Annotated in this window: 14 protein-coding genes; 3 read left to right on the top strand and 11 right to left on the bottom strand. The window is 62.9% G+C overall.

Going from position 1 to position 11,526, the window contains the following annotated elements:
* Nucleotide 1: 1 nt before the first annotated feature.
* The 7 genes from FNZ07_RS07785 to FNZ07_RS07755 form a co-directional block, all read right to left on the bottom strand.
* Nucleotides 2-250, bottom strand: a complete 249-nt coding sequence (locus FNZ07_RS07785; protein ID WP_091015198.1) for a F0F1 ATP synthase subunit C — start codon at nt 248-250, stop codon at nt 2-4.
* On the bottom strand, nt 247-942 hold the full coding sequence (locus FNZ07_RS07780) for a F0F1 ATP synthase subunit A (RefSeq protein ID WP_091015193.1): 696 nt from the start codon (nt 940-942) through the stop codon (nt 247-249). The genes FNZ07_RS07785 and FNZ07_RS07780 overlap by 4 nt, the downstream gene beginning before the upstream one ends.
* Complete coding sequence (locus FNZ07_RS07775; RefSeq protein ID WP_143098111.1) at nt 939-1,220, bottom strand: N-ATPase subunit AtpR; 282 nt, start codon at nt 1,218-1,220, stop codon at nt 939-941. The genes FNZ07_RS07780 and FNZ07_RS07775 overlap by 4 nt, the downstream gene beginning before the upstream one ends.
* Complete coding sequence (locus FNZ07_RS07770; RefSeq protein WP_091015189.1) at nt 1,213-1,515, bottom strand: AtpZ/AtpI family protein; 303 nt, start codon at nt 1,513-1,515, stop codon at nt 1,213-1,215. The genes FNZ07_RS07775 and FNZ07_RS07770 overlap by 8 nt, the downstream gene beginning before the upstream one ends.
* 9 nt (nt 1,516-1,524) lie before the next feature.
* The gene (locus FNZ07_RS07765) at nt 1,525-1,941 is read right to left on the bottom strand and encodes a F0F1 ATP synthase subunit epsilon (RefSeq protein WP_091015186.1); all 417 of its coding nucleotides are present in this window, start codon (nt 1,939-1,941) and stop codon (nt 1,525-1,527) included.
* Nucleotides 1,938-3,392, bottom strand: a complete 1,455-nt coding sequence (gene atpD / locus FNZ07_RS07760; RefSeq protein ID WP_091015184.1) for a F0F1 ATP synthase subunit beta — start codon at nt 3,390-3,392, stop codon at nt 1,938-1,940. The genes FNZ07_RS07765 and atpD overlap by 4 nt, the downstream gene beginning before the upstream one ends.
* 74 nt (nt 3,393-3,466) lie before the next feature.
* Entirely contained in the window at nt 3,467-4,048 is a 582-nt protein-coding gene (locus FNZ07_RS07755) for a universal stress protein (RefSeq protein ID WP_091015182.1), read from the bottom strand.
* A 314-nt stretch (nt 4,049-4,362) separates the two neighbouring features.
* Here FNZ07_RS07755 and FNZ07_RS07750 point away from each other — a divergent pair, with 314 nt between their 5' ends.
* Both FNZ07_RS07750 and FNZ07_RS07745 read left to right on the top strand, forming a co-directional pair.
* On the top strand, nt 4,363-5,367 hold the full coding sequence (locus FNZ07_RS07750; RefSeq protein ID WP_091015855.1) for a DnaJ C-terminal domain-containing protein: 1,005 nt from the start codon (nt 4,363-4,365) through the stop codon (nt 5,365-5,367).
* The gene (locus tag FNZ07_RS07745) at nt 5,364-5,720 is read left to right on the top strand and encodes a chaperone modulator CbpM (RefSeq protein WP_091015179.1); all 357 of its coding nucleotides are present in this window, start codon (nt 5,364-5,366) and stop codon (nt 5,718-5,720) included. The genes FNZ07_RS07750 and FNZ07_RS07745 overlap by 4 nt, the downstream gene beginning before the upstream one ends.
* 72 nt (nt 5,721-5,792) lie before the next feature.
* Here FNZ07_RS07745 and FNZ07_RS07740 read toward each other — a convergent pair whose 3' ends face one another.
* The 3 genes from FNZ07_RS07740 to FNZ07_RS07730 form a co-directional block, all read right to left on the bottom strand.
* Complete coding sequence (locus FNZ07_RS07740; RefSeq protein ID WP_091015175.1) at nt 5,793-6,896, bottom strand: lysylphosphatidylglycerol synthase transmembrane domain-containing protein; 1,104 nt, start codon at nt 6,894-6,896, stop codon at nt 5,793-5,795.
* Between the two features lie 167 nt (nt 6,897-7,063).
* On the bottom strand, nt 7,064-8,353 hold the full coding sequence (locus FNZ07_RS07735; RefSeq protein WP_091015172.1) for an NRAMP family divalent metal transporter: 1,290 nt from the start codon (nt 8,351-8,353) through the stop codon (nt 7,064-7,066).
* A 50-nt stretch (nt 8,354-8,403) separates the two neighbouring features.
* Nucleotides 8,404-8,955, bottom strand: a complete 552-nt coding sequence (locus FNZ07_RS07730; protein WP_091015169.1) for a DUF1269 domain-containing family protein — start codon at nt 8,953-8,955, stop codon at nt 8,404-8,406.
* A gap of 351 nt (nt 8,956-9,306) precedes the next feature.
* Between FNZ07_RS07730 and FNZ07_RS07725 the strand changes: the two genes are divergently transcribed.
* The gene (locus tag FNZ07_RS07725) at nt 9,307-9,921 is read left to right on the top strand and encodes a LysE family translocator (RefSeq protein ID WP_091015853.1); all 615 of its coding nucleotides are present in this window, start codon (nt 9,307-9,309) and stop codon (nt 9,919-9,921) included.
* Nucleotides 9,922-9,951: 30 nt separating this feature from the next.
* On the opposite strand, the gene FNZ07_RS07720 is transcribed toward FNZ07_RS07725, so the two are convergent.
* Complete coding sequence (locus tag FNZ07_RS07720; protein WP_091015167.1) at nt 9,952-11,361, bottom strand: aminotransferase-like domain-containing protein; 1,410 nt, start codon at nt 11,359-11,361, stop codon at nt 9,952-9,954.
* Nucleotides 11,362-11,526 lie beyond the last annotated feature (165 nt).

Here is an 11,526-nt window from a genome sequence, read left to right as displayed (position 1 = left end):
CTCACTTGACGAAGGGGTTCGCGAACAGCACGAGCAAGGCGATGACGAGACAGTAGATCGCCATCGTTTCGATCATCGCCAGACCGACGAAGAGCGTCCGCGAGATGGTGCCCGCCGAATCGGGCTGGCGCGCGAGCGCATCCATTGCCGCGGCAACAGCCCGGCCCTCCCCTAATGCAGGACCGATGGCACCGAACGAAACGGCGATCGCCGCTGCAAGAATGCTGATCGCCTGGATGAGATTATTCATGACGCCCCCTGTTTTATCGAAGACTCTTCAGGACTGTCGGCAAGCGCCGCACCGATGAAGACCATCGCCAGAACCGTGAAAATGTAGGCCTGGACTGCGCCCGTGAGCAGATCGAGCGCCATCAGCGGAATCGGCACCAGCAGCCCGGCAAGCGACAGCACGATACCGACGACGAATACGCCGCTCATGACGTTGCCGAAGAGGCGCACGGTCAGTGAGAAGGTACGCGTGATCTGCTCGACCACGTTGAGTGGGATCATGATCCAGCTGGGCTGCGCAAACGTGGCTAGATAGCGCAGCAGGCCACGTGTGCGAATGCCGTAAAAGATCGTCGCGCAGAAGACGACGAGCGCGAGTGCCGCATCGGTTTCAACATGAGCGGTCGGCGGTTCCACTCCAGGAAGGAGCGATGACACGTTACTGACCAGGACGAACAGGAACAGCGTGCCGATCAGCGAACGGTATTTGCACGGAGGGGTCTGCATGGTGTCGACGATCTGCGCATCGATGGTCGTGACCAGCAGTTCGAGCACGGTCTGCAGCTTCGCAGGCCGCAGCGACAGCCGGCGAGTTCCCAGCGCAGCAGCCGCGACGAGGACTGCCATGATCACCCATGTCGTCGCGACTGCCGCTGTGACGGGCACCGGGCCGAAGTGAAACAGCGGCACGCTGAGAAGCGGGGAGTGAATCATGACGTTTCCTGCCGAAGCCGGTGCAACACGATCGACCGGCCAACGAGCATACCGGGGGCACTGCACAACAGCGTCCAGGGGCCGAGTTTCGCCAGTACAAACAGAACCACGAGCAGCAGGCCGAAACGGGCACCCTGCGCGGCAAATGCCCTGGACATCCGCCCGGACGTGAGCAGGCGAACGCTTTCGTGCAACGTCGAGAAATGAAGCAGTCCCGCCGCCATGCCAGCGATTAACCCGGTGGGTACTTGCGCGATCCACGACAGAGGTTCAATCACGATGCGGGCTCCGGATCTGCCGATGCATCCACTTCCATGCCGACCACAGACCGGTCGCCGCGCCGATCATCAGCAAGGGAGCGGCAAAGAAGACGCCCGTGCCGAAGTACCGGTCGAGCCAATGACCGGCGACGAGACCGAGCAGCGTCGGGACGACGATCGACCAGCCGAGAATGCCGATCTGTGCAAGGCGTCCGCCGGGCGTCGGCTCGGGGTCGTCGCGTGCCTCGCGAGCGCGGGAACGGGCCTGCCTCGTGACATACCCGAGTCGGTCGCCGTCGTTCGGCTCACTCACGTTCGCCCCCTATGTGCGCCCGGCCGGGCGCAGATAACGCAGCAGTTCGCGCACGGCCTGCGCATGCAGTCGGGCCTGTTCGACACGGGTCTGACGCACGACCTCGACTCGTTTCACACGGGCAGCGGCGATCTGCGTGTCGAGTGCTGCCAGAGAATCGCCAAGGACGCCGTTGCGGCATGCGATCGTCACGCTGCCTCCGCCGGATACGCTCAGGACGCCCTCTTCCACCGCGCAGAATCTCTCGACGTGGTCCGCGTTGAACCAGCGCAGCACGGTGGGGGTCAACACGCTGAGAAAATCGGCATGACCCGGTCGGATGCCGAAGCTGCCGCTTTCGTCCGCGGCACGCAGCGTGACGATGGTTTCCGCGTTGACGAGGATACTCATGGGCGTGGCGATGGTCAGGCGCAGCGTCGAGTTCATGTCTTCTTGCCCCCAGGACTGGGTGCACCTGCGGTCTGGGTTGCCTGTTCCCGCGCACGCGCTTCATCGAGCGTGCCGACCATGTAGAGCGAACTCTCCTGCCAGTCGTCGCATTCGCCGTCGACGATGGCTTTGCAGCCAGCGAGCGTATCGGCAACTGCAACCGAGCGGCCAGGCACGCCGGTGAACGCTTCCGTCACCGTAAAGGGCTGGGTCAGGAAACGCTGCAGGCGACGTGCGCGCCCGACGATACGCCGGTCGTCCGCACCCAGCTCTTCGACGCCCAGGAGCGAGATAACGTCCTGCAACTCGCGGTAGTGCTCTACGGCGCGCCGCACCTCGATGGCGATCTCCGCATGCTCGTCGCCGACAACAAGCGGATCGAGCAGCACCGACGACGAGGCGATCGGGTCGATAGCGGGATACATGCCCTCGGCAGCCATCGACCGCGACAACACGACCATACTGTCAACGTGCGCCGCGATGGCGGTCACGGCGGGGTCGGTAAAGTCGTCAGCGGGCACGTAGACCGCTTCGATGGCCGTTACGGACACATCGCCGACCGACATGATCCGCTCCTGCAGCGCGGCGACCTCGGTGGCAAGCGTCGGCTGGTATCCGACGCGCGACGGCAATCGGCCGAGCAGCCCCGACACTTCCGCACCGGCCTGGACGAAGCGAAAGACGTTGTCCATCAGCAGCAGAACGTTCTGGTGCCGTTCGTCGCGGAAGTACTCAGCGACCGTCAACGCCGTCAACGGCACACGCCATCTGGCACCGGGCGGCTCGTTCATCTGGCCGTACACGAGCACAGTACGGGAAAGCACGCCTGAGTTGCGCATGTCGTTGAGCATTTCATGACCTTCGCGACACCGCTCGCCGACACCGGCGAAGACCGAGATACCTTGATACCGCTCGACCATTGCGTGGATCAGCTCCATGACAAGTACGGTCTTCCCGACACCTGCGCCGCCGAACATCGCGGCCTTGCCTCCTTGGGCCAGTGGCGTGAGTAAATCGATTGCCTTGATGCCGGTTCCGAAGATCTTCGTGCCAGCGCCGCGCGAAGCGAGCGGCGGAGGCTTCCGATGGATCGCCCGGCGCGGCACGTCGACTGGCAATGCCAGGCCGTTGTCGCCGGGCACGCCGATCACATCGATCAGGCGGCCGAGCATTGCGTCACCGACGGGCACCTCGATCGGCCTGCCCGAAGCCCACACATGCGCACCCCGCCGCAGTCCATCGGTCGAACGCAAAGCAAGCGCGCGTACGGTGCATTCGTCCAGGTGCGCCTGTACTTCGGCGATGATCGGCGAGGCATCGTCGGCGCAAATCTCCAGGGCTTCGTCTATCAGCGGCAGTGCACCGACGTCGAAGGCGACGTCCACGACCGCGCCGCGCACTGCGCAGACTCGCCCAAGCGGTTCGTCGCGACTTGCTGGTTCAACCATCGCCTGCGAGTCGGGAATCCAGTCTGACGGTTTGGCTGCCCGGACGGCGCCGAAGGAAAGTGGAGTGTTCGTGATCACGTCCTTGAACTGAAATCGTCGTGGATCGGATGATTTTTTTCTGCCTGTCCGCCCGTTATCGCAGGAGCGAGAACTGCCGGAATGTCCGACGGTAGATGAGCGGCCTGTGTGGCGATTGCCTGGTCGTGGATGGGTTCGCGCCCCGGGATCAGCAACACCGGTAGCGCTGCGAGACGCGCACAGTGTTCCGCTACGCTTCCGAGCAACAGGCGCCTCACGCCTCGACGCCCATGTGTACCAAGCACCAGAAGATGTGCATGGAATTCGCATGCGGCTTCGACGATGCTGGTCGCGACGTCGTCTAGCGCGTCCTTGTCGATCACTTTCATATCGCCGCGCACATCGCGCTTCCTGAACAGCTCGATTGACTCGCCCCGAAGCTTTTCGCCTTCTTCGGCAAGTGCGTTGTGAAGGATCGACGGATCGTAGCCCGGCGCATCCCAATAGATTGTCGGATCGGCGATCACGTAGATCACGCGCAGCGATGCGTCGACGTGACTGGCGATATCGAGCGCTGCGTCGAGCGCGCGGCGGGCAGTTTCACTACCGTCGACAGCTACGATGATTCGTTCGAACATGCCGGGCTCCCTCGATACACGTCAATGTGAGCATCCTGACGTTTCGCCACACGTTTCGTCGGTCCGCTGGCGTACCGTTCGCCTCGCGTCGTATTCCTCGCCACGCTGTCGTCAGTAGCAGTGGCCAAAAACGCAAGGCGCCCGGGTACGCGACCGTACCGACTTCATCGCTACATTCGCGCACATTGGATTGGAGCGTTGGCGCTCCGAAAATTCGATTCGATCTAGATCCGACGAGTTTCGCTGTGGCATCGAACAGCGTCGTAGCGGTTATGGACGAACCTTTTGAGGCGATTGCCTTCCCGGTCTTCGAAATGAAATACAAGGACTATTACGAAACGCTGGGGTTGCCGCGTACTGCGACGCAGGACGAGATCAAGCGCGCGTATCGCAAGCTCGCCCGAAAATATCACCCGGACCTCAGCAAGCTGAGCGACACCGAGGCGCACTTCAAGGAAGTCGGTGAAGCCTACAACGTGCTGAAGGACACCGAAAAGCGCGCCGCCTATGACCGTATGGGCGACCGATGGAGCGACAACCAGGAGTTCGAACCGCCGCCCGAATGGGATGAGGGTTTCGAATTCAGCGGACGAGGTCGCGAGGCGAATGACCCGACTGAGTTCAGCGAGTTCTTCGAGTCACTATTCGGAGGCGGTCGCGAAGGCTCGCGTGCGGCGGGCTTCGCTCGCGGTGGGACGGCAACACCCGATCGGAACGGCCACGCAGGTGCTACACCCTATTCGATCCCCGGCCGCGATCATCACGCAAAGACGATCATCGATCTGGGCGATGCCTATCACGGTGCACAGCGCACGATTTCGCTGGCAATACCCGCCGTCGATGCCGACGGCCGCGTCACGCTGCAATCGCGCACCCTGAACATCACGATTCCGAAAGGCGTGCGCAGCGGACAGCACCTGCGACTCATCGGGCAAGGCGGCGCCGGGTTCGGACAAGGTCCTGCAGGAGACCTGTACCTGGAGATCCGCTTTCGCGATCACGCGCGCTTTCATGTTGACGGTCGCGACGTATCGATCGACGTGCCGGTGGCGCCGTGGGAAGCCGCGCTCGGCGCATGCATCACGATACCGACGCCGGACGGCCCCGTCGAAGTAATGGTACCCGCCGGGTCCGCCGGCGGCCGCCGCCTGCGGCTCAAGGGGAAAGGGATTCCTGGCGTTACGCCGGGCAACCTGTACGCGAACCTGAACATCGTTTTGCCACCTGCCGACAGCGATCGGGCCCGCGCTGGCTACGAGGCCATGCGGCACGCGTTCAGCTTCGATCCGCGTGCACATTTTGCGGATGACGAATCATGAATGAATCTCGTGTAACGTGGCTCGAAGCCCAAGTGATCGAGGAACAGGTCGAATTCACACTGGTCGAGCTGTGCCGGGCAACCGGCGCGTCGGAAGAGCAACTGGCGCTCTGGGTCGCCGAAGGGGTCGTGGAGGTGCGAACCACCGATGCGCGCGCTACGCGCTTCGGTGGGGATGCCTTGCACCGTGTCCTGACTGCTCAGCGCCTGACTCGCGATTTTCAGATCAATGCGGCGGGCATTGCACTTGCGCTCGATCTCCTGGACGAAATCGCGGCATTGCGTTCGCAGCTTCTCAGTCGATCGACCTTTGTGTCTGGGCGGAGGCGCTTCAAATTCCATCCGGGAGCATGACCTCGAGTGGTGCTTCCGTCGGTACGGAGTCTGTAAGCGTCGAATGGTCAACCAATGCGATGGCACGCAGACCTACGGCGGCGAATGACTGACCTCGCGCCGGGCCAGCCAGACGCCAGGCAGCATCGGAAGCCAGAAGGTCAGTCCGCGGAACAGGAGGGTTCCCGCCAGCGCTACCTCAACCGGTACGCCGAGCAAGCCCAGCATGCCGACGCACGTCGCCTCGAAGGTTCCAAGGCCGACCGGGATCGGGCCGATCGTCGCGACCATCGATGCGATCGCGAAACTGACGAACACGACCCACAGCGCCGGCACACTGCCGAGCGCATTGAATGCGAGCCAGAGCGTCGACGCATCGAGCACGAAAATCGCCAGCTGGAGACTGATGGTTTGCATCAGCAGGCGCGGGCTGCGCAGAAGACCGGTGGGTGCATCGGTTAGCGCCCGAAGCAGCACGGTCATTCCGAGCAGCCGGCTCAACCATGCAACAGGCGCGCGCTGACCCCATCGCTTGAGTCCGAGCACGGCGACGGGTGCCGCCACGGTCACGACAACAAAGATCGTGACGCCGATCCTTAAGGTAAGGTTGAGGCGATGATGTGAAAGCAGAATGCCCGCGCTGCTGAGCACGACTAGCAGATAGGCGGCGTCGTAGGAGACCAGACCCAGCAGCATCGCGCCCATTGCGATTTCCGCGGGAATCTGTCGTCGAATCAGGCCGCGGACAACCAGCATCGTGCCGCTAATCCCTCCGCTTGGCAGGACCTGATCGGTAAACACCTTGGCGATACCAAGGGGCACAAGTGTGGGCAACGGCAGCGAGTGGCCGGCTTGCGCGAGCGCCTGACGCCACACGAAGGCGGCGCTCACGTACGTGCCGGCCTGAACGGCGAGCGCTGCAAGCAGCCACGCCGGTTGTGCCGTTCGCACGAGCGCGACCATTTTTTCCAGCGAACCGAAGTGCAGGACGACGAGAATGACGGCGAGAAACCCCATCAAACCGACCACCCAGAACATCAGCGAGCGCAGATGTGATGCTTTGCTGGCCCAGCCCGGCGCAATCCTCAGCAGGCCGGTTCCGATCAAGGGAACCCGCGGATTTCCCAGCTGCGAAACAGCGCCGTGCTGGCCGCCTGCAACCGGTTGATAGTCCGACGGAGTAGCGGGAGTCGTCATGTCTCGGAGCAGTCTCCGACGCCGGAGCTGTAATCAAAGTGAACTGAGCACAAACGCGAGTCACGGGCGTGCTTTCCTTGAGCGGTTCCGCAGCGGTACGAACAGACTGATGGCCGAAGAGCTGCCGGTACGGAGTCTGTGAGCATCGGTCCGTTTATCGCGTTGCTTCACACCAGCCACGCGATGCCCATTGCCACCACGGTCGCCGCCATCACGAGCGTAGAGATCCAGCCCAGGATGCGCAGTGGCGCCGGCAGTGTGAATTTCGACATGATCGCCGGGCGCATCGACAGATGCATCATCACGATCATCACTGGCACGGCGACTACTCCGTTGAGCACCGCGCTCCAGTACAGCGCCTTCACCGGATCGATCGCCGTGAAGTTCAGGCCGACGCCGATTGCGGTTGCTGCGACGATGACGCCGTAAAACGCTTTCGCGCGGCGTGGAAGTCTTGCCAGCCCCACCCTCCATGCGCGTAGTTCGCCGACCGCGTACGCCGCCGAACCGGCAAGCACGGGCAGCGTTAAAAGACCGGTACCGATAATGCCCGCGGCAAACACCACAAACGTGAAGCGGCCTGCCACGGCCCGCAGCGCTTCGGCCGCCTGCGCGGAGGTCTGGATGTTGGTGAGGCCGTGCGCGTGCAGGGTCGTCGCGGTTGTCGTCACGATGAAGAACGCGATGATGTTCGACAGTGCCATGCCGACGTATGTGTCGATCCGGATGCGGGAAAACTCGGTACGCGCCTGCCAGGGGGCATGGGTCAGCGCGTGTGCGCCGGGTCGCTCCTTCTCGTCCTCGACTTCCTGTTCGGCTTGCCAGAAAAACAGATATGGGCTGATCGTCGTGCCCATCACCGCGACGATGGCGACGATGTAATCGGACCTCGCGGAAAGCGACGGCCAGATGACGGCACGGCCGACTTCGCCCCAGGGCACCTTGACGACGAACGCGCAGATCACATAGCTGAACAGCGACAGGCACAGCCATTTCAGCACCGAGACATAACGCGCATAGCGGGTAAAGACTTCCAGCCCCACCGACAGCGCGCCGAACAGACACACGTACAGGAGCGCCGGGCCGGAGATCAGCAGTTTGAGCGCGGCACCCATTGCACCGAGATCTGCGCCCAGGTTGATGATGTTCGCGACCAGCAGCAGGCTGACGATGCTGGTGGACAGCCATGCCGGGTAGTGCCGGCGAAGATTGCCGGCAATGCCGTATCCGGTGACGCGGCCAATGCGCGCGCTGATCTCCTGGATCGCGGCCATCAGCGGATAGCTTAGCAACAGGGTCCAGCCAAGACTGTAGCCGAACTGCGCGCCGACCTGCGAATAGGTGGCGATGCCGCTGGGGTCGTCGTCGGAGGCGCCGGTGATGAGGCCCGGCCCCATCACCTGGAGCAGCTTCGGGCGAAGCGGCTGTTTGACTGGATCGCGTGAGAGCGTGTTCATCGTGTGCCTGGCGCCTGTCGAACGCGCCGGGGCTGTCTCGTCGGTGCGTATCAGATCGCCGTGGCTGCAGGTTGATCGACGGGTGTCACGCCGGTGTGCAAGTCGAGGCGCGACGGGTTGTGGGAAGCGAGGATGGACTTTGCGCGCGTCATCTCCCCCGTCGAGCCGTGCCCGATCACCAGAAATCCGTCCGCCTTGATCGCCGCCTCGTAGTGGACGACGTGTTCTTTCGGCAGCCCAGCGTTGACGAGCGCCGCCCCAAGCGCGCTGAGACTACCGACCACCACCGCTCCCTCGATCGCCGAGACGACCATCGCGGCCAGATGACCGAGCACCACGACTGAACCGAGCACCGGAACCGTCAGAAAGACGCCGCCGATCAACAGGCCCCACAGGCCACCCCAGAAAGCACCGTACCGGCCCCAGACCCTCATACGGTCACCGATCGTGTAGAAGCCGACGATCTTTTCTTCCGTGTGGTAGCCCTTGCCAATCACGCTGAAGTTTTTCATCTGGAAGCGTCCGTCGATGAGCTTGCGCACGGCGACGTCGGCTTCGCGATGATCGTCGAAGACGGCAATGACGATGTCATGGGAAGTCATGGGGTTGTGTCCTTGATTGGGACGAAGAGTCCGCCCCGGCTGTTCACCCTGAACGGTTTGGTGTGTCGCGCAACCAGTCGAGAATCGTTGACTTTGCGGCCACGGCGACGATACGACGGTGCACGCGCTGGGGGTCGAAGTCGGTACGGAATCGGACAGGGTAAGCGTTTACGCGTGCAAAGCACTATCACGAACCTTGTTCGCCCTCAGGAACGATGGCCCACACATACAGGGGCTGCGCGCACTTTCCCTTGCCCCATCCGTACCGGAAACCATCCATCATTCTGTACCGGTACCGTACCGGTCACATTCGCTAGACTGCATGCAACGACTCTCCTGGAGCCTCCCATGCTGTCCATCGATACCCTCAGCGCCCTGCCCGCCGGCATCCTGTTCGCGCTCGTCACGACGATCACGCCCGGTCCGAACAACACGATGCTGCTCGCGTCGGGCGTGAACTTCGGTTTTCGCCGCACGCTGCCGCACATCCTCGGCATTAGTGCAGGCGTCGTCCTGCTGATGCTCGCGGTTGGATTCGGGCTCGGCGAAGCATTCCGTCGCTGGCCGTTGCTGTACACGGTGCTGGAAACCGCGAGCGTCGTGTATCTGCTGTACCTCGCGTGGAAGATCGGCACTTCGGGCCAGGTGCAGGTACGCAAAGGCGAACGCAGACCGATGCGTTTTTATGAAGCGATCGCGTTCCAGTGGATCAATCCGAAGGCATGGATGATGGTGCTGACCGCGGCCACGACCGTTCATCTGAGCGCGGACTTCGGCCTCAATGCCACGCTGATGGCCGTGCTGTTCTATGTGGTCGGTCTGCCGTGCATCTGCCTGTGGGCTGCGTTCGGCATGGCGCTGCGGAATCTGCTAGCAAACCCGGTGTGGTTGCGCGTGTTCAACGTCGGGATGGCCGTGCTACTCGTGCTGTCGCTGTATCCGGTCGCACTGAAGATGATGGCCTGAGAAAACACGCAAGCAACGCTAAGAAAGCCCTCAACGAATCCGCTCGATGAATCGCCACAGCGCGTCATCGGTCGAATACGGCGCGTTGAAACGAAACCACGCACTCTGCGCATCGTCGGGACGGAAGTACGAACCCGGTGCCAGCCAGATGCCGTCCGCGAGCGCAGCGGTCGCAATGTCGGCCGCGTGCTCGGCTTCGACCGGTAACCTCACCCACAGAAACAAGCCCGCGCGCGGCCGGTGAAACACTTCGAGCCCGAGCGCATCGAGACGTGCCTCGACGGTCAGATGCGCAGCCTTCAGACGCTCGTTCACCGCTTCGACGTGACGCGCATAGCGTCCCTCCACGAGCACCTTGTCGACCATCCGCTCGATCGCCTCCGACGACGTCAACCCAACCGCCATCTTCGTACGCGCGAGTTCGCGCAGCACGTCGCGCTCGGCGACCACGTAGCCGCAGCGCAAGGCCGGTGTCACCGTCTTCGAAAACCCACCGACATACAACACGCGCTGCAAACCCTCGAGCGCCGCAAACATCGGCGCCCCAGGCGGCGCGAGTTCACGGCTCACATCATCCTCGATCACCCACATGCGATGTCGTTCGGCAATCTGCAACAGACGGAACGCAGCCGCCATATTGAAACTCGCACCGGTCGGATTCTGCAGCGTCGTGTTGACGAAGATCGCCTTCGGCTGGTGTGCGGCGACGAGCGCTTCGAGCACATCGGTATCGATGCCAGTCGGCGTGCGCGGCACGCCATGCACGACCAGTCCGGCGAGTTTGAGAATCTGCAGCAGGTTGCAGTAGCCGGGATCTTCGACGATCACCGCATCGCCGGCACGCAGCAATGTGCGCACGATCAGATCGAGCGCCTGGGTCGCGCCTTGCGTGAGCAACACGTTCGATACATCGACGGGTAGTCCGCGCCGGTCCAGTTGCTCGACGATCCGCTCGCGCAACGGCGCGAAGCCATAGGGATGCCCATAGTCGCCAAGCCGCGCCGCCGGCACCCGGCTCAACGCACGCAGCGTGTGCTGCAGTCCCGTTTCGTTGATCCATTCGTTCGGTAGCCAGCCGCCACCCGCCTTGATCGGCACCGACTGGTCCGCGAACACATCGGACAGCAGCCAGGTCGCGGTCAGGCTAGGTGGTTGCCAGTTCTGCCATTGCCCGGCGCTCGCCCGCGAGGTCTCGCGGGGCGCGACCCGGTAGCCGGAACCGCGACGCGCGACTACGAGCCCCATCGAAACAAGACGGTTATAGGCTTCAGTGACCGTGAAGGTGCTCAACTGATGCGTCTGGGCCAGTTGCCGCACCGATGGCAGCAACGCGCCGGCGCGCAGCGAATGCCCATCGATCGCCCGCGCAAAGCCTTGCACCAGCTGTTCCACAAGGGTCGGCGCCGTGCGGCGGTCGCGGTCCAGCTCGAGTTCGATCATGGCGGGAGGTGTCGATTGAACAATACAGTTGACCCCAATCTACCAGCACAGCTGGCAGCACAATGAGTCAACTGTTTATGTCCGCCATTTAACCGCGGGCGCTACAGTTGCGCAACGCCCGTCCCGCGGGGACTTCCGTCTATTGATGGAAATCGCCGCGGAAAC

Origin of the sequence: Paraburkholderia megapolitana (assembly GCF_007556815.1) — a bacterium.
Taxonomy (GTDB): domain Bacteria; phylum Pseudomonadota; class Gammaproteobacteria; order Burkholderiales; family Burkholderiaceae; genus Paraburkholderia; species Paraburkholderia megapolitana.
Note: the sequence above shows the minus strand (reverse complement) of the source record. Positions and strands in the feature narration are given on the sequence as shown.